This window comes from Streptomyces sp. NPDC027185 (genome assembly GCF_055567035.1).
The window spans coordinates 68,572-86,249 of sequence record NZ_JBVHRF010000002.1 but is presented as its reverse complement, the minus strand read 5'-3'; the positions used below and the strand labels follow the sequence as shown (position 1 = coordinate 86,249).

Below are 17,678 nucleotides of genomic sequence, written 5' to 3'. Positions count from 1 at the left end.
GTGTTGTTTTCATCATCGGACATCTGATCGAAGGGGCCGCTTCAGTGACCACCGCACTGCGTCGTCTGCGCAATTACATCGACGGGGAGTTCCGGGACGCCGCCGACGGGCGGACCACGGAGGTGATCAACCCGGCCACGGGCGAGCCGTACGCCACCGCGCCGCTCTCCGCGGCCGCCGACGTGGACGCGGCGATGGCCGCGGCCGAGGCCGCCTTCCCCGCCTGGCGCGACCTGATCCCCGCCGAGCGCCAGAAGGTCCTGCTCAAGATCGCCGACCGCTTCGAGGAGCGCGCCGAGGAGCTGATCGCCGCCGAGTCCGAGAACTGCGGCAAGCCCCTCGCCCTCGTACGCTCCGATGAAATCCCGCCGATGGTGGACCAGATCCGCTTCTTCGCGGGCGCCGCCCGGATGCTGGAGGGACGCTCGGCCGGCGAGTACATGGACGGCTTCACGTCCATCGTCCGCCGCGAGCCGATCGGCGTCTGCGCCCAGGTCGCGCCGTGGAACTACCCGATGATGATGGCCGTGTGGAAGTTCGCCCCGGCGCTCGCCGCGGGCAACACCGTCGTCATCAAGCCCTCCGACACCACCCCCGCCTCGACCGTCCTGATCGGCGAGATCATCGGCTCCGTGCTGGACGAACTGGGCCACCCCCGCGGCGTGTTCAACGTCGTCTGCGGCGACCGCGAGACCGGCCGCCTGATGGTCGAGCACCCCGTGCCCGCGATGGCCTCCATCACCGGCTCCGTGCGCGCCGGCATGCAGGTCGCCGAGTCCGCGTCCAAGGACCTCAAGCGCGTCCACCTGGAGCTGGGCGGCAAGGCCCCGGTCGTGGTCTTCGAGGACACCGACATCCCCAAGGCCGTCGAGGACATCTCCGTCGCCGGCTACTTCAACGCCGGCCAGGACTGTACGGCCGCGACCCGTGTCCTCGTCCACGAGTCGATCCACGACGAGTTCGTCGCCGCGCTCGCCAAGGCCGCCTCGGAGACCAAGACCGGCGCCGTCGACGACGAGGACGTGCTCTACGGCCCGCTCAACAACGCCAACCAGCTGAAGCAGGTCAAGGGCTTCATCGACCGGCTGCCCGCCCACGCCAAGATCGAGGCGGGCGGCGAACAGGTCGGCGACAAGGGCTACTTCTTCGCCCCGACCGTCGTCTCCGGCCTGAAGCAGGACGACGAGATCGTCCAGCACGAGGTCTTCGGCCCGGTCATCACCGTCCAGTCGTTCCGCGACGAGGCGCAGGCCGTGGAGTGGGCCAACGGCGTCGAGTACGCCCTCGCCTCCTCCGTGTGGACCAAGGACCACGCCCGCGCCATGCGGATGTCCAAGAGCCTCGACTTCGGCTGCGTGTGGATCAACACCCACATCCCGCTCGTCGCCGAGATGCCCCACGGCGGCTTCAAGAAGTCCGGCTACGGCAAGGACCTTTCCGCGTACGGCTTCGACGACTACACCCGCATCAAGCACGTGATGACGTCGCTGGATGGGTGAGGGGTGACTTCCCCGGGCTGAGGCGTACGGGGCGTGGTGGCCCGGGGCGTGCCCCGCGCGGCGTTCCGTGGCTTCGTGCGCGCCCCGTGCGGGGCGGTCCGTGCCTCGTGCAGCGTTGGCTTCGGGTGCGCCCCATGCGGGGCGGCGGGTGTCCTGGTGCTCGTGCCCCCTGCGGGGCGGCCGGTGTCCTCGTGCTGGGTGCCCCAGGCGGGACCCGTCGTGGGGTGTGACTCGGGGGGGGGCGGCTCGGGGCCTGTGCTTCGTGCACGGTGCCCGTGCCTCGTGCGCTGGGCCCCGTGCCTTGTGCGCTGCGCCTCGTGAGGCCTGCGCCACGCGTGTCCGGTGGCGCGGGGCGGGGGAGGCCGTGCTTCGGGGTGGGCGGCCGTGCTTCGTGCGGGGCACGGTCGACTGCGCCCCGCACGTGGCGCCGTCCCACGCGCGCCGCCCCATGCGCGCCGCCCCATGCGCGCCGCTCCGTGCGTGGTGTCCCGGGCGCGGCGTCCCGGGCGCGGGGCGCTGCGCGCTCCGCGTGACCTGGCTCCGTCTGTCGGTGGGCCCCATGCGCCGTGCGGCATGCGCGGTGTGTGGGGCCCTGCGCGTCGGCACGGGGCGAGTCCGGGGCCTGGCGGCTCGGGTGTGGGGCCGGGGCCGGTACGGTCGGCCCCGTGCGAAGGACGGTGTCTTCCGCACGGTGCGGACTTGGCTGCCGGCTTGCTCCGCCTCATGCGTCCCGCCTCATGCAGGGCGGCGCTCCGCCCCAGTGGCCCCGGCACGCTTCGTTGCCCCATGCAGTGCGCCCCATGCGCCAGGCCCCGTGCGGGTCTCGCCCGGCAGACCGTCGCGGGTGGCGGAGCGGCGGTTGACGCTCTGTCGGCTTGCCGCCTCCGCCGGTGAGGGATGAGAGTGCACGCCATGTCGGAACTCACGCGGCGTTCGCTGCTCCGGGGCACCTTCGGAATCGGTACGGCCACGGCACTGGCCGGGCTCGCCGGATGCGGTGTGCCGCCCGCCTACGTACGGGCCGCCGATCGCGCGGCCCCCGACCGCTCGGCGGCCGACCGCCGTCTCGTCTTCGCCAACTGGCCGCTGTACATCGACGTCGACGACCACGACACTCAGCGACGGCCCACCCTCGACGCGTTCCGGCGGCGTACCGGGATCTCCGTGACGTACACCGAGGAGATCAATGACAACGACGAGTTCTTCGGCAAGATCAGTCCCGCGTTGATGAACCACCAGCCCACGGGGCGCGACCTGGTTGTCATCAGCGACTGGATGTGTGCCCGCTACGTGCGCCTCGGCTGGGTCCAGGAGATGGACCGCGCGGCGCAGCCGCACGTCGCCCGCCATCTCGATCCGCAGCTCGCGTCCCCGCCGTTCGACCCCGCCCGCAGATACAGCGTGCCCTGGCAGTCGGGCATCACCGGCATCGCCTACAACCGCCGCCGGCTCGGCCGCGAGATCCGCAGCGTCTCCGATCTCTGGCACGAGGATCTACGGGGCCGGGTCTCCCTGTTCGCCGGGATCGACGAGGCGTTCGCGCTGCTGCTCCAGGGCGAGGGCGTCGACATCACCCGCTGGCGGACCGACGACTTCCACCGCATGACCGACCGGCTGCGCCGACACGTCGCGCGGGGCCACATCCGCCGGTTCACCGGCAACGACTACATCAAGGACCTCGACTCCGGCGACGTGATCGCAGCCCAGGCGTACTCCGGTGACGTCATCCAGCTGAAGGCCGACAACCCGGACATCGCCTTCGTGGTGCCCGAGGAGGGCGGCGAACTCTGGGCGGAGAGCATGATGATCCCCAACCTCGCGGCCCACAAGCGCAACGCCGAACAGCTCATCGACCACTACTACCGGCCCGACGTCGCCGCCGACCTGGCCGCCTGGGTCAACTACGTCTGCCCCGTACCCGCCGCCCGCGACGTCCTGGCTGCTTCTCGGGACAAGGAGCGTGCCGCTCTCGCCGAGGACCCGCTGATCTTCCCCGACACCGCCATGCGTAAGCGCCTCGCCACCGCTCGCGACATCACGCCGGCGGAACGCTCCGTCCTCGCGGGGGAGTGGAACGCGATGGTGGGGCTGTGAACGGGGCGGCGGGTGTCCGCACGGGCGCCGGTACGCCAAACGGTGCGTTGCCCCGGGACCGTCGCTCAACGGACGCGGCCCCGCCCCATGCCGCGGGGGAAGGGCGGTACGGCGCCTCGTGCGCGCGCATGGGGCGACGTAGCCACCGGCACGGGGCCGCAGCGCAGCACCTTCCGCCCCGTGCGGCGGCGGAATCTCGCGCGCGGACGGGGAGACGGCGCGTCGTCCCCGCCCCGCGCGGCGCTTGGCCCTCGCCCCGTGCGGTGCGGCGTCTCCTGCCCCATGCCGTGCGGGGTGTCTCCTGCACCATGCGGCAGAAGTCCGTGCCCGTTCATCCGCGGCGGATCGCTGCCCCATGCAGGGGAAGCCCGCCCCGTGTCATACGCGCCGAGCTGCCGCGTACGCGTCGATCTCGGCGGTCAGCCGGGTCTTGGCGGAGGCGTCCATGAAGGAGGCCGTCACCGCGTTCTTCGCCAGTGCCGCCACGCCGTCCGTGTCCAGGCCCAGCAGGCGTGCGGCCACGCCGTATTCGGTGTTGAGGTCGGTGCCGAACATGGGCGGGTCGTCGCTGTTGACGGTGAGCAGCAGGCCCGCGTCGGCCATCTCCTTGATCGGATGCTCATCCAGCGTGCGCACCGCGCGGGTCGCGATGTTGGAGGTGGGGCAGACCTCCAACGGGATGGCGTGCTCGGCGAGATGGGCCAGCAGCTTCGGGTCCTGCGTGGCGCTGGTGCCGTGCCCGATGCGCTCGGCGCCCAGATCGTGCAGTGCGTCCCAGATGGTCTGTGGCCCCGTGGTCTCCCCGGCATGCGGGACGGAGTGCAGCCCCGCCGCGATGGCGCGGTCGAAGTACGGCTTGAACTGCGGCCGCGGCACGCCGATCTCGGGCCCCCCGAGCCCGAACGACACCAACCCCTCGGGCTGCAGCTCACAGGCGATCCGCGTCGTCTCCTCCGCCGCGGCCAGGCCCGCCTCGCCGGGGATGTCGAAGCACCAGCGCAGCACGACGCCCAGCTCCGTCTCCGCGGCCTTACGGGCGTCCTCGATCGCCTCGACGAACGCGGCGTCCGGGATGCCGCGGCTGGTCGAGCTGAACGGGGTGACGGTCAGTTCCGCGTACCGGATGTTCTGCCGCGCCATGTCGCGGGCGACCTCGTAGGTCAGCAGCCGGACGTCCGTCGCGTCGCGGATGAGGTCCACCACGGACAGGTAGACCTGGATGAAGTGTGCGAAGTCGCGGAAGGTGAAGAAATCGGCCAGCGCCTCGGGGTCGGTCGGGACCGGGGAATCCGGATGCCGGGCGGCGAGTGCCGCCACGATCCGGGGAGAAGCGGATCCGACGTGGTGGACATGCAGCTCCGCCTTGGGCAGGCCCGCGATGAAGGCATCGAGATCGGACAACGTTCCTCCTGGTCAATGGCGCAGCGGTGTGCGGAGACGCCCGTCATCGTATGCGGCACCGAAGCGCCGTTCGAGGGCCGGTCTTACCATGACAGAACCTCTGGAAAGGGGGAGTGCCATGGCGGAGAAGCGACAGGAATCCGAGCCGGTGCTTGCCTGGGGCCCGCCGCGATCACCGGGCCCGCCCCCACCCCTCGGCCCCCGCGTGGCGCGGGAGACGGGCCCCGCGGATCCCCTTTCCGGGGTGCGACCGGGAGGGCTGCACCGACGCTCCGTCGCCGCCGCGCCCGCCCCGTCGGGACGGTGCGTGCCGCCGCCGACGGTGTCGCTGGCGCCGGAGCCGTACCGCTGGGTGCGGATGCCCGCCGGCGCTCCCGGACACGGCGGCGGATGGTCCAGGCCGCGCAACGGCTACGGCACCGCCGCGCTGATCACCGGCGCCCTCGGGGTGCTGCTCGGCGTCACGCTCGTCTTCGGCGTCCTCTTCGGCGCGCTCGCCCTCCTCCTGGGGGCGCTCGGCAGGGCCCGCAGCGCCCGCGGCGAGGCGACGAACGGCAGAACCGCGCTGGCCGGCGCCCTGCTGGGCTGCGCCGCGCTGCTGCTCAGCGCCCTGACGGCCGCGGTCCTCGCCTCGGGCGGGCCCACCCCGGGCGGAGGCGGAGGGGGCGGCGAACACCGGCAGCAGTCCGGCACCACCGATATCTTCGAGGTCGCGCCGCGCGCCCCCGGGACGCCCGTGGCGACACACATCGACGACACGTGACTGCGCTCGGCACGGGGAGGCAGGCCCGGCCCCTCCGTAGCCCTCGCCGCGCACCGTCCGGCGCCTGGTCACGCGCCTGAACCCGGCCCCGCGATGCCGTGGACCCCACCGTACGGAAGGCTGCGTGCCGCGTGGGCCGTGCGCTACTCCGCCGGCGCTCCGTCAAGCCTCCGACGGGCCTCCATGAGCGCGAATCCGAGGAGATTGAGGCCCCGCCAGCGGGCCGGATCCTCGGCGCGCTCGTCGTCCGCCGCCAGGCCGATACCCCACACCCGGTCGAGCGGGCTGGCCTCCACGAGGACGCGCCGGCGGGTGCCCCGCAGGAACTCCTCCAGGGCAGGGTCGCTGCCGAACTTGTGCACACTGCCCTCGACGACCAGATCGAAGCGGTGCTCCCGCCACCGTGCCTCGTCGAAACCGCGCACGGTGCGCCCCGCGGCCTTCGCCTCTCCGGGGTGCCGCGCCTCGACGGCCCGCCGTTCCGCCTCGGCGTCGCCGAACAACCGCGCCTTGCCCGCCATCATCCAGTGTTCCGCGGTCGCGTAGCTGACGCCGTCGACGGTGAACGGGGCGGGCCACCACTGGCTGAGGCAGCTCGGCCCGAGCACGCCGTCCCGGCGCGGGGCGTGGCCCCAGAAATGGACGTACCGGAAGCGTCGCCCGGCCGCCACCGCGTCGCGCAGCGCGGGCAGGGAGAGAGGCGGTCCGGTGGTGTCGGCTCGTGCCGCCCCCGTCGCGTCGTGCATCATGCCGGGATTCTGTCAGCGGGCACCGACAACGTGTCGGGCACCTTCTCCGCGGAATCCGCAGAATCCGTCGCGTAACCAAAAGGAAACTACGGAATCCCTTGTTGGTCACCAGGCCCTCTGTCAGGATCGGCCATCATTTCCGCAATGAGCTACGCCTGGTCATGCCGTGGAACGCGGCTCTGGCCCGGCTCGGGAGAACACCATGGATCAGCGATTCGATGTGTCCGAGCGGTTCGCCGAGGGTGCGCAATTCATCGATGGACGGCTCCGGGGCGGCACGTCGGGCCGCACCCAGGACGTGGTGGACCCCGCGACCGGTGAGCGGATCCACACCTACGCGCTGGCGGGTACCGGCGATGTGGACACCGCGGTCGACGCCGCGCGCCGTGCCTTCCCCGCATGGAGCGGTGCCACCCCGGGGGAGCGCTCCTACACACTGCACCGCTTCGCCGCGGCGCTCGCCGAGGACTCCGCCGACCTCGCCTTCGCCGAGTCGCTGAACTGCGGAAAGCCCCTCAAGCTCAGCGAGGAGTTCGACGTACCGGGCTCCGTCGACAACGCGGCGTTCTTCGCCGGGGCCGCCCGCCACCTGGAGGGCAAGGCCGCGGGGGAGTACAGCGCGGACCACACCTCCGCCGTGCGGCGTGAGGCCGTCGGCGTCGTCGGCTCCATCGCCCCGTGGAACTACCCGCTCCAGATGGCGGCGTGGAAGGTGCTGCCCGCGCTCGCCGCCGGGAACACCGTCGTGCTCAAGCCAGCCGAGATCACCCCGCTGACCTCCCTGATGTTCGCGCAGGCCGCCACCCGCGCGGGGCTGCCGGACGGGGCCTTGAACATCGTCTCCGGCGCGGGGCGGGACGCCGGCGAACACCTCGTCGGCCACCCCGACGTGGCGATGACCTCCTTCACCGGCTCGACCGCCGTCGGCAAACGCGTCGCCGAGGTCGCCACGGCCACCGTCAAACGCCTCCACCTCGAACTGGGCGGCAAGGCCCCGTTCGTCGTCTTCGACGACGCGGACCTGGAGGCGGCCGTGCACGGGGCGGTCGCCGGCGCGCTGATCAACTCCGGTCAGGACTGCACCGCGGCGACCCGTGCGTACGTCCAACGGCCCCTGTACGACGCGTTCGTGGCCGGGGTCGCCGACCTCATGGCGACTGTGCGGCTCGGCGATCCCTTCGACCGCTCCACCGACCTCGGCCCGCTCATCTCGCACGCCCAGCGCGACCGCGTCGCCGGTTTCGTCGACCGGGCCCGCGCCTACGCCACCGTCGTCACCGGCGGCGAGGCGCCCCAGGGCGCCCTCGCGAAGGGTGCGTACTACCGGCCCACCCTGATCGCGGGCGCGCCCCAGGACAGCGAGGTCGTGCAGGCGGAGATCTTCGGCCCGGTGCTGGTCGTGCTGCCCTTCGACAGCGACGACGAGGGCATCGCGCTCGCCAACGACACCCCCTACGGCCTCGCCGCCTCCGCATGGAGCCGGGACGTCTACCGCACGGGGCGCGCCACCCGCGAGATCAAGGCCGGCTGCGTGTGGGTCAACGACCACATCCCGATCATCAGCGAGATGCCGCACGGCGGCGCCAAGGCGTCCGGCTACGGCAAGGACATGTCCGCCTACTCCTTCGAGGAGTACACGCAGGTCAAACATGTCATGTACGACATCACCGGGACGGCGCGGAAGGACTGGCACCGGACCGTCTTCGGTGACCGGGCGTAACTCCGGCGGGCGGGCGGCACGGGGCGCGCCGTGGAGCGCGGCACCGGCGGGGCGGGGGTACGAGGTGCGCCGACGCGGGGCGTCGTCTTGCACGGCGCGCGTTGTTGCGTGGGGCGGACGCCCCGTGCGGAGGCGCACCACGCGGGCGTTCCTCATCGCGTCGGCTGCCTGGTGTTCCGGGAACGGTGCGGGCGCGGCGTGCGGCTGTCATGCGATCACCCCTGGGGCCCCGTGTTTGGGGCCTGGGGGCGCCGATGCCTCTCGTCGGTCCGGACCGAGCTCTCCGGACCGGACCCGCGCCGTTCTCCGCGGGCGGGGCGCCGTGGTGGACGGGAGCCCCGGCCAGGGCGGAACGGTGTGGCGACACGCGCCGGGTGGCGCGGCTCCGGAGCGTCCCAGGCCCGTACAGGGGTGGCGGGCTCATGCCGGGGCAGGCCGGAAGCCCCGCGCGGGGTGGCCGGGAGGCCGTCGACCACCGCCCCGTGCGGGCTCTGCCGCACCGGGTACGACGCGATCGCGCCATCCGGAGCGGCCCGGCGCCCCGTGCAGATGGAGCCCTACGCTGTCGCCCCATGCGCCACGCGTCACCTGCGTTCCGGGCATCCGCCCCATGTGCCCCGCCCCCTGTTCCGTGCATGGGGCGGTGAGGGGGTACGACGCGGAGTCTCCGGCAACGGGGCCCGCAACTCGCCGCCCCATGCCGACCACACCCCTGCGCCAGGTCCTCGGACCGCCACCGCCCTCCGCCCCCTCAGCTCTGCACCCAGCCATCGCCCGGCGCCCCCACTCACCGGGCACCGCCCCTCCGCTCCACCCCTCCCACGCAAGGCTTCGCGTACCGCCCACCACCACGCGCAGTTCCCGCCTCACCCCGCTCTACCCGGCACCGTCCCGCCCCGCGGCGGTCGGCGTCGTGCGGCATCGTCAGTACCGGCACCGTGCCGGTCCACCCGGAAAGGGCCCTCCGCGCATGGAGCACCACGAGCAACAGCCCGCCCCGCTCTCCCCGCATGAGGCCGCCGCGGTGCGCCGCAGCATGCGCGACGGCCGGCTCGCCATGACCCGCCGTTCCCTGCTGCGCGCGAGCGCCCTCGCCGCCACCGCTCTCGGCGGCTCGTTCGCCCTGTCCGCCTGCGGCATCCCGCCCGCCGGCCGCACCGATGCGGCCCGCACCCCCGACCACTCGGACAGGGAGAAACGTCTCGCCTTCTCCAACTGGACCGAGTACATGGACGTCAGCGACGACGGCAAGCACCGGCCCACCCTGGAGGCGTTCACCCGCCGTACCGGCATCACCGTCACGTACACCGAGGACATCAACGACAACGACGAGTTCTTCGGCAAGATCCAGGCGCAGCTCGCGGCGGGCCAGGACACCGGGCGCGACCTGATCGTGCTCACCGACTGGCTGTGCGCCCGGATGATCTCCCTCGGCTGGGTCCAGCGGCTCGACCCCGCCCACCTCCCGCACGCCACGGCCCACCTCGCCACGCAGTTCCGCCGCCCCGCCTGGGACCCCGACCGCGCCCACTCCTACCCCTGGCAGGGCATCCCCGCGCTCATCGCCTACAACAAGAAGGCCACCGGCGGCCGCACCGTCGACTCCGTCGGCCAACTCCTGGAGGACCCGCGCCTCAAAGGGCGCGTCGGTTTCCTCTCAGAGATGCGCGACAGTGTCGGACTCACCCTCCTCGACATGGGCAAACGCCCCGAGAGCGTCACCACCGACGAGTACGACGCCGCCCTCGCCCGGATCCGTAAGGGCGTCGAGGCGGGCCAGATCCGCCGCTTCACCGGCAACGACTACACCAACGACCTCGACAAGGGTGACCTCGCCGCCTGCCTCGCCTGGGCCGGTGACATCGTCCAGCTCCAGCAGGACAACCCGGACATCGCCTACGCCGTCCCCCGGGCCGGCTACATGATCTCGTCCGACAATCTGATGGTCCCGAACGGGGCGCGCCACAAGCGGAACGCGGAACGCCTCATCGACTACTACTACGAGCCCCGGGCCGCGGCCCGGCTCGCCGCGTACATCAACTACACCTGCCCCGTCGACGGTGTCCGCGACGAACTCGCCAAGATCGACAAGCGGTTGGCGGACAACCCGCTGATCCTGCCCGACCCGGAGATGGCCGCCCGCTCCCACGCCTTCCGCGCGCTCGATGCCGAGGAGAGCAGGGAGTACGCGCGGAAGTTCGCCGACCTCACCGGTGCCTGAACCGGACGCCCCACCGGGCCCCGTGCGCCGCGCCCCGTGCGCGCCGCCCCGCCCCGGCCCCATGGCTCCATGCCCCCCGCCCCATGCCCCTGCCCCATGCGCCGACCTCCGAGACACGGGACGACCGACATGACGAAGACCGCAAGCCCCCAGCGCGGCAGCGGCGGCGATGTCCGCCTGCGCCGGATCAGCAAGACGTACGGCTCCTTCACCGCTGTCCACCCCCTCGACCTCACCGTCCCCGCGGGCTCCTTCTTCGCGCTCCTGGGCGCGTCCGGCTGCGGCAAGACCACCACGCTGCGGATGATCGCCGGTCTGGAGGACCCCACCACCGGCACCGTCGAACTCTCCGGCGAGGACGTCACCGCCCTGCCGCCCTACAAACGCCACGTCAACACCGTCTTCCAGAACTACGCGCTCTTCCCCCACCTCGACATCTACGAGAACGTCGCGTTCGGACTGCGCCGCCGCGGCATCAAATCGGTGAAGAAGCAGGTCGAGGAGATGCTCGACCTCGTTCAGCTCGGCCCCATGGCGCGCCGTAAACCGCAGCAGCTCTCCGGCGGCCAGCAACAGCGCGTCGCGGTCGCCCGCGCCCTGATCAACCACCCCCAGGTGCTGCTCCTCGACGAACCGCTCGGCGCCCTCGACCTCAAACTCCGCCGCCAGATGCAGCTCGAACTCAAACGCATCCAGACCGAGGTCGGCATCACGTTCGTTCACGTCACACACGACCAGGAAGAGGCCATGACGATGGCCGACACCGTCGCCGTGATGAACGGCGGCCGCGTCGAACAACTCGGCGCCCCCGCCGACCTCTACGAGAACCCCGCCACCACCTTCGTCGCCAACTTCCTCGGCACCTCCAACCTCATCAAGGCCGAGGTCACCGGCGCCGAAGGCGACGACCTGCTGGTGCGCGCCGCCGGCACCACCCTCCGCGTCCCGGCCCGCCGCTGCCCCACGGGGGCCCGCACGGGGCAGGGGCTGCTCGCCGGTGTCCGCCCCGAGAAGATGGCTCTGGCCCACCCCGACGACGCCGCGACCGTCCCCGAGGCCCACAACCGGCTCGCCGGCCGCATCAAGGACGCCGCGTTCATCGGCGTCTCCACGCAGTACCTCCTCGACGTCCCCGGCCTCGGTGAAGTCGCCGTCTACGAGCAGAACCTCGCCCGCGACGGCCGCCTCGTGCCCGGCTCCGACGTCCTCGCGCACTGGAGCGCCGCGCACACCTTCGGCCTCGACGCCGCCCAGGACATCAGCGCCGGCGCCGACACCGACGAGGAGGCCGCGTGAGCACCACCACCGAGGCCCCCGCGCCCGCCCCCGACGCCGCGCCGCCCGACGAGGTCCGCACGGCGCCGCTGCGCAAACGCCTCGTCCCGTACTGGTTGCTGCTGCCCGGCATCGCCTGGCTCGTCGTCTTCTTCGCCGCCCCGCTCGTCTACCAGGCGTCGACATCACTGCAGACCGGCTCCCTGGAGGAGGGCTTCCGCGTCACCTGGCACATCGCCACCTACGGGGACGCGCTCGTCCAGTACTGGCCGCAGTTCGTCCGCTCCGTGCTCTACGCCGCCACCGCGACGGCGCTGTGCCTGCTGCTCGGCTACCCGCTCGCCTACCTCATCGCCTTCAAGGCCGGACGCTGGCGCAACCTCGTGATGATCCTGGTCATCGCCCCGTTCTTCACCAGCTTCCTCATCCGCACCCTGGCCTGGAAGACGATCCTCGCCGACGGCGGCCCCGTGGTGGGCGCCCTGAACGCGCTCCACGTCCTGGACGTCACCAGCTGGCTCGGCCTCACCGACGGCCACCGGGTCCTCGCCACTCCGCTCGCCGTCGTCTGCGGACTGACGTACAACTTCCTGCCGTTCATGGTCCTGCCGCTCTACACCTCGCTGGAGCGCATCGACCCGCGGCTGCACGAGGCCGCCGGCGACCTCTACGCCCGCCCCGCCACCACCTTCCGGCGCGTGACGTTCCCGCTGTCCCTGCCCGGTGTCGTCGCCGGCACCCTGCTGACCTTCATCCCCGCCACCGGCGACTACATCAACGCCGAACTCCTCGGATCCGCCGACCAGAAAATGATCGGCAACGTCATCCAGTCGCAGTTCCTGCGCGTCCTGGACTACCCCACCGCCGCCGCGCTCTCGTTCCTCCTCATGGCGGCGATCCTCGCCATGGTCACCTTCTACCTTCGCAAGTCCGGGACGGAGGAACTGGTCTGATGACCGTCCACGAGACCACCGGTGCCGCCCCGTGCGCCCGCCCCGTGCGGCGCCCCGGCAGGCTCCGCCGCCACCTCGTCACGTTCGCCGGACTGGCCACGCTGGCCTATCTCGTCCTGCCCAACGTCATCGTTCTGATCTTCTCGTTCAACAAGCCCAACGGCCGCTTCAACTACCAGTGGCAGCGCTTCTCGACCGATGCCTGGACCGACCCGTGCGGCGTCGCCGGACTCTGCGGCTCCCTCGGACTCAGCCTGCGGATAGCCCTCTGGGCCACGCTTGGCGCCACCGCCCTCGGGACCATGATCGCGTTCGCGCTGGCCCGCTACCGCTTCCGCGCCCGCTCCACCGTGAACACGCTGATCTTCCTGCCGATGGCGATGCCCGAGGTCGTCATGGCCGCCTCGCTGGCCACCCTCTTCCTCAACATGGGCATCCAGTTCGGCTTCTGGACGATCCTCATCGCCCACATCATGTTCTGCCTGAGCTTCGTCGTCACCGCCGTCAAGGCCCGCGTGATGAGCATGGACCCGCGGCTGGAGCAGGCCGCCCAGGACCTCTACGCCACCCCCGTACAGACCTTCCTGCGGGTGACGCTGCCGATCGCCGCCCCCGGCATCGCGGCGGGCGCGCTGCTCTCCTTCGCGCTCTCCTTCGACGACTTCATCATCACCAACTTCAACGCGGGCTCCACCGTGACCTTCCCCATGTTCGTCTGGGGATCGGCGCAGCGGGGCACGCCCGTTCAGATCAATGTCATCGGTACGGCGATGTTCCTCATCGCCGTCGTGTGCGTCGTCGTCGGCCGGCTGGCCGGCACCCGCAGAAAGAGGAGCTGAGATCCATGGCACGAGCTGCCATGAACGCCCCGTCCCCCGTCCACGCCCTCGCGGACGCCGTCCCCGCCCCGTTCTGGCTCGACGACCCCGACCGTCCCGCCCCCCTGCCCGCCCTCACCGGCGACACCCACTGCGACCTGCTCGTCGTCGGCGGCGGCTACTCGGGACTGTGGACCGCGCTGCGCGCCAAGGAACGCGACCCGCACCGCGACGTCCTGCTCATCGAGGGCGCCGAGACCGGCTGGGCCGCCTCCGGACGCAACGGCGGGTTCTGCGCCGCCTCCCTCACCCACGGCATCGGCAACGGCCTCGCCCGCTGGCCCGGCGAACTCGCCCGCCTCGAAGAACTCGGCCTGCGCAACCTCGACGCCATCGAGGACACCGTCGCCCGCCACGGCATCGACTGCGCCTTCGAACGCACCGGTGAGATCGACCTCGCCACCCGGCCCCACCAGATCGCCGAACTCCGGGAGGCGGCCGACGACGCCGCCCGCCTCGGCCACGGTGACCGCTACACCTTCCTCGACCGGGACGCCGTACGCGCCGAGGTCGACTCGCCGACCTTCCTCGCCGGTCTGTGGGACCGCGAGGGCGTCGCCATGCTGAACCCGGCGCGCCTGGCATGGGGCCTCAAACGCGCCTGCCGCGTCCTCGGCGTCCGCTTCCACGAACACACCCCCGCCACGGCCCTCGCCCCGTACCACGGCGGCATGGCTGTCCGCACCCCCTACGGCCGTGTCTTCGCGCGCCAGGTCGCCATCGGCACCAACGCCTTCCCGTCCCTGCTGCGCCGCGTCCGCCCGTACATCGTCCCGGTCTACGACCACGCGCTGGTGACCGAACCGCTGACGGAGGAACAGCGCGCCGCCCTCGGCTGGCGCGGCCGCCAGGGCCTCTCCGACAGCAACAACCACTTCCACTACTTCCGCCTCACCGCCGACCACCGCATCCTGTGGGGCGGCTACGACATCGTCTACCGCTACGGCGGCGGCGTGCGTGCCGAGTACGACCACCACCCCGCCACCTACGCCAAACTCGCCCAGCACTTCTTCCGGTGCTTCCCGCAGCTGGAGGGGCTCCGCTTCAGCCACGCATGGGGCGGCGCCATCGACACCTGCGCCCGCTTCTCCGCCTTCTTCGGCACCGCGCACAAAGGCCGTGTCGCGTACGCCGCCGGCTACACCGGTCTCGGCGTGGGCGCCACCCGCTTCGGCGCCGACGTGATGCTCGACCTCCTCTCGGGAGAACGCACCGAACGCACCGAACTTCAGATGGTCCGCAGCAAACCCCTGCCGTTCCCGCCCGAACCGTTCCGCTGGGCCGGAATCGGGATCACCCAGTGGTCCATGACCCGCGCCGACACCCACGAGGGCCACCGCAACCTGTGGCTCCGCGCGATGGACAAGGCAGGACTCGGCTTCGACAGCTGAGGACGGGGGGCGGGGCCGCCGGGCGTGGGGCCGTGAGGTGTCATGGGCGCGGGCCGGGTCCGGAGGGGGCCTTCCCGGCATGCGGAGTCCATGCGCTTCTGGCGCCTGGTGTCCGGTGCGTGGGACGGGGGGCGTAGTCGTGTGGGTGCTGCTTGTCGTGGAGCACGCGCGGGGCCCCGGGGCGGGGAATCTGTGGGGCCTGGGGCCTGCGGCCTGCGGCGCGGGCGCCGTGCGGGCACGCCGCACGGGTGATGAGGCGTGAGGCGCGCTGCACGGGGTGTGCGCGCGGTGACTGTCCGGGCATGCGCCGCCGGGGCTGGCCGACGTGGGGCTCGTCGCACGGGGCCCGCGCCCCATGCGGAGGGCGCGGACCGGGGACACCGGCCGCATGGTGGCGCGGCGCCGCCGCTTCTCGTACGCCGACAGCCGTCGTCCGAACGGGCGCGCACCGTCCGACCGCGCCCTGCCGCGCCGTACGTGGTGCCGCCCCGCGCCCCCTCTTCCCGACCGCGCGCACCGGCGGAAAATTGCTCCGCGGAACCGTGTAAGGATGCCGCTCCCGCGCCCTCTCCCCGTGGACCTGCCCGAACGGGCCGGGAGAGCGAGGAAAACATGAACGCCGCGGGGGCGAAGCGCGCAGTGGACTGGCTGGTATCGGCGGCACCCGATCCCGATGCCTGCCGGTGGGAATGGGAACGCAGCCCGCTGGGGGTGGTTCTCCTTCCGGCCGGCAGGCGTTGGGACGTCCTGATCGTCGACGGGAAGCTCGGCCACCCCACCCTCGATGTCCTGACGTGGGCGACGCCCCGTCCCGGCCCCGTCCTGGCCGACTTCGGCGACTCCCGCATGGGCTTCTTCGTCCCGCCGGGCACCGCCACCCGCTGGCTGGGCACCGGCATACGGGGCGTGGGCGAGGGCACCTGGATCGTCGTCCCGTACCCGGGCCGGGCCACCGGAGGCGTCCGCTGGATCGTTCCTCCTGATGGCCGGGGCACGCTCACCGACCCCGGACTCCTCGAACTCGCCCTCCACGAAGCAGCCGCGGTCATCGCCCGCGACACCTGACAGGAACGACGGAACGACTGCCGCCGACGCACGGCGCGCCGCACCATGCGCGCGCCGTGCGGGGAGGAGACCGGCACGGAGTGCAGGGCGCGATGCCGTGGGGCGGGGCCGGGCATGGGGCGTGGTGCGGCGTCTGAGACGCACGGCATGGCGCCCGGCGTGCGGTCCCTGCGGAGCGGAGGGGGCGCCTGGTGCGCAGCGCATGGGGCGGAGCGCCAGGCGTGCGGTGTCGCGTAACGGGTCGGCACATGGGGCGCGCTGCCGGTCAGGATCGCTCAGGGCGAGGCCCCGCAACGGCAGGGGCCAGGGTCAGGACCGCCCCACGCCCCCGGCCTCGTACCAGCGGGCGCGGCCCGCCGACCAGAGCGTCAGCAACACCCCGGACAGGCACCAGCTCGCCGCCACGTCCAGCGGCCAGTGGTACCCCTGCCGCACCAGGCCCACACCGACACCGACGTTCAGCAGAACGACGCACACGGCGAGCACCACCGCACCACGCGCACGCCCACGCCTGGCGCCGCCGGACCGCCGCCGGGTGTGGAGGAGCAGCAGCGCCACGAGGCCGTACGCGACCGCTGCGGTGGCGGCGTGCCCGGAAGGAAAGAAACCGTCATGGGGCGCCCCCGCCATGCGCGGCGGCCCGGGACGTCCGATCCACGCCTTCACGGGCACGACCACGGCCGGTACGAGAAGCATCGTGCAGACCGCGGCGAGCCCCGGCACCCACCACCGCACCGGCCCGCCGCCGGACCGCCCCGAGGCGCCCCGTGCGGAGCCGCCGTGCCCGCCAGCTTCTGGTGAGCCCTCGGCCGCGCCCGGCGCCCCGTGCGGGCCGGTGGCCGCATCCCGCCCGGGGGCGCGCGCCCGCCGTGCGGCCCGTACCGCAGGGCGGAGTGTCCACGCGACCGCCGCCAGAAGAACCGGTAGCGCGACGGTGGTGTTGCCGAGATCGGCGAAGAACTGGGCACCGGGTGCCGGGACGACGCCGGCGCTCAGCGCGAGGCCCCACCGTTCGTCCAGCGTCCGCAGCGCACCGTGCGTGGCCACCTGCCAGGTGAGCAGGGCGAACAGCAGGAGGCAGAGCACGGCCTGGACGGTGTACCGGTACCCGGGGCGCCGGGCGGAGGGGCGGCCGGCGCCGGGCGGAGAAACCGGCCGCCTCGGAACAGGGGGGATGATTCCGAGGCGGCCACGCGGACCGGGGTACCGCACGCCCCGGGGGGTGTGGGGCGGGCGGCCGTCCGATCGGTGAGGAGTCCCGGAGCCGGAAGCCCCGGATTCGTGCGCGAGGGCACGGCCTGGCCGGAACGGGTGAAGCACCGGCCGGGCGTCGCCCGCAGTCCCCTGCGAGCGGGGTGTATCTCTCATCTGCAGAAACCGTACGGCACCCGGATCGAGCCCGACAGCCGGATCACCCGGCCGCCATTGCCCCCGCACATCTTCTTCACGCTGCCACCCACCCTTTTCACCTGCACACACCGCGCCATGGGCGAGCCCCGCCCCGCGCAGGGGGCTCCGGCCTCGCGTACGGGCCGGCGCACGGGGCACCGTGCACGCCTGCGCATGGTGCCCGGACATGCTTCGGCCCCGGGGCGCGGTCCATGCCGCACCCCGGGCCGAAGCGCTGTAACCATCGGGTGGAGCACCACCGTCACCGGACGGAAAGCCG

The 17,678-nt window shown here is 72.5% G+C and carries 13 protein-coding genes; 10 read left to right on the top strand and 3 right to left on the bottom strand.

The genetic code is table 11. From position 1 onward, the window contains the following. Positions 1-44: 44 nt before the first annotated feature. Both ACZ4M8_RS05615 and ACZ4M8_RS05610 read left to right on the top strand, forming a co-directional pair. Positions 45-1,499: a gamma-aminobutyraldehyde dehydrogenase gene (locus ACZ4M8_RS05615; protein WP_467603612.1), complete on the top strand. Its 1,455-nt coding sequence runs from the start codon at positions 45-47 to the stop codon at positions 1,497-1,499. Positions 1,500-2,411: 912 nt separating this feature from the next. After that, entirely contained in the window at positions 2,412-3,593 is a 1,182-nt protein-coding gene (locus ACZ4M8_RS05610; protein ID WP_467603611.1) for an ABC transporter substrate-binding protein, read from the top strand. A 378-nt stretch (positions 3,594-3,971) separates the two neighbouring features. Here ACZ4M8_RS05610 and ACZ4M8_RS05605 read toward each other — a convergent pair whose 3' ends face one another. Further along, positions 3,972-4,994, bottom strand: a complete 1,023-nt coding sequence (locus ACZ4M8_RS05605) for an adenosine deaminase (RefSeq protein WP_467603609.1) — start codon at positions 4,992-4,994, stop codon at positions 3,972-3,974. Positions 4,995-5,301: 307 nt separating this feature from the next. Between ACZ4M8_RS05605 and ACZ4M8_RS05600 the strand changes: the two genes are divergently transcribed. After that, positions 5,302-5,757 carry a hypothetical protein gene (locus ACZ4M8_RS05600; protein WP_467603606.1) on the top strand — a complete coding sequence of 152 codons (456 nt, stop codon included), beginning with the start codon at positions 5,302-5,304 and terminating at the stop codon, positions 5,755-5,757. 143 nt (positions 5,758-5,900) lie between these two features. Here ACZ4M8_RS05600 and ACZ4M8_RS05595 read toward each other — a convergent pair whose 3' ends face one another. Further along, positions 5,901-6,506, bottom strand: a complete 606-nt coding sequence (locus ACZ4M8_RS05595; RefSeq protein ID WP_467603604.1) for an NADAR family protein — start codon at positions 6,504-6,506, stop codon at positions 5,901-5,903. Positions 6,507-6,708: 202 nt separating this feature from the next. Here ACZ4M8_RS05595 and ACZ4M8_RS05590 point away from each other — a divergent pair, with 202 nt between their 5' ends. From ACZ4M8_RS05590 to ACZ4M8_RS05560, 7 genes are all read left to right on the top strand, one after another. Continuing rightward, positions 6,709-8,226, top strand: a complete 1,518-nt coding sequence (locus ACZ4M8_RS05590) for a gamma-aminobutyraldehyde dehydrogenase (protein WP_467603602.1) — start codon at positions 6,709-6,711, stop codon at positions 8,224-8,226. 970 nt (positions 8,227-9,196) lie between these two features. Beyond that, positions 9,197-10,447, top strand: a complete 1,251-nt coding sequence (locus ACZ4M8_RS05585; RefSeq protein ID WP_467603600.1) for a polyamine ABC transporter substrate-binding protein — start codon at positions 9,197-9,199, stop codon at positions 10,445-10,447. 129 nt (positions 10,448-10,576) lie between these two features. After that, entirely contained in the window at positions 10,577-11,743 is a 1,167-nt protein-coding gene (locus ACZ4M8_RS05580) for an ABC transporter ATP-binding protein (protein ID WP_467603597.1), read from the top strand. Next, complete coding sequence (locus tag ACZ4M8_RS05575; RefSeq protein WP_467603594.1) at positions 11,740-12,675, top strand: ABC transporter permease; 936 nt, start codon at positions 11,740-11,742, stop codon at positions 12,673-12,675. Before ACZ4M8_RS05580 ends, ACZ4M8_RS05575 begins: the two co-directional genes overlap by 4 nt. Then, a complete protein-coding gene (locus ACZ4M8_RS05570) occupies positions 12,675-13,514 on the top strand; it encodes an ABC transporter permease (protein WP_467603592.1) in 840 nt (279 codons plus the stop codon). Before ACZ4M8_RS05575 ends, ACZ4M8_RS05570 begins: the two co-directional genes overlap by 1 nt. Before the next feature lie 5 nt (positions 13,515-13,519). Then, on the top strand, positions 13,520-14,944 hold the full coding sequence (locus ACZ4M8_RS05565; protein ID WP_467603590.1) for an NAD(P)/FAD-dependent oxidoreductase: 1,425 nt from the start codon (positions 13,520-13,522) through the stop codon (positions 14,942-14,944). Positions 14,945-15,556: 612 nt separating this feature from the next. Then, complete coding sequence (locus tag ACZ4M8_RS05560) at positions 15,557-16,009, top strand: bifunctional DNA primase/polymerase (RefSeq protein WP_467603588.1); 453 nt, start codon at positions 15,557-15,559, stop codon at positions 16,007-16,009. 309 nt (positions 16,010-16,318) lie between these two features. On the opposite strand, the gene ACZ4M8_RS05555 is transcribed toward ACZ4M8_RS05560, so the two are convergent. Continuing rightward, a complete protein-coding gene (locus tag ACZ4M8_RS05555; protein ID WP_467603586.1) occupies positions 16,319-17,095 on the bottom strand; it encodes a phosphatase PAP2 family protein in 777 nt (258 codons plus the stop codon). Positions 17,096-17,678 lie beyond the last annotated feature (583 nt).

Bases quoted from the DNA above. Each gene is read 5' to 3' on its own strand.
- ACZ4M8_RS05610 (WP_467603611.1), top strand. From the start codon at position 2,412: ATGTCGGAACTCACGCGGCGTTCGCTGCTCCGGGGCACCTTCGGAATC.
- ACZ4M8_RS05595 (WP_467603604.1), bottom strand. From the start codon at position 6,506: ATGATGCACGACGCGACGGGGGCGGCACGAGCCGACACCACCGGACCG.
- ACZ4M8_RS05590 (WP_467603602.1), top strand. From the start codon at position 6,709: ATGGATCAGCGATTCGATGTGTCCGAGCGGTTCGCCGAGGGTGCGCAA.
- ACZ4M8_RS05585 (WP_467603600.1), top strand. From the start codon at position 9,197: ATGGAGCACCACGAGCAACAGCCCGCCCCGCTCTCCCCGCATGAGGCC.
- ACZ4M8_RS05580 (WP_467603597.1), top strand. From the start codon at position 10,577: ATGACGAAGACCGCAAGCCCCCAGCGCGGCAGCGGCGGCGATGTCCGC.
- ACZ4M8_RS05570 (WP_467603592.1), top strand. From the start codon at position 12,675: ATGACCGTCCACGAGACCACCGGTGCCGCCCCGTGCGCCCGCCCCGTG.
- ACZ4M8_RS05565 (WP_467603590.1), top strand. From the start codon at position 13,520: ATGGCACGAGCTGCCATGAACGCCCCGTCCCCCGTCCACGCCCTCGCG.
- ACZ4M8_RS05560 (WP_467603588.1), top strand. From the start codon at position 15,557: ATGAACGCCGCGGGGGCGAAGCGCGCAGTGGACTGGCTGGTATCGGCG.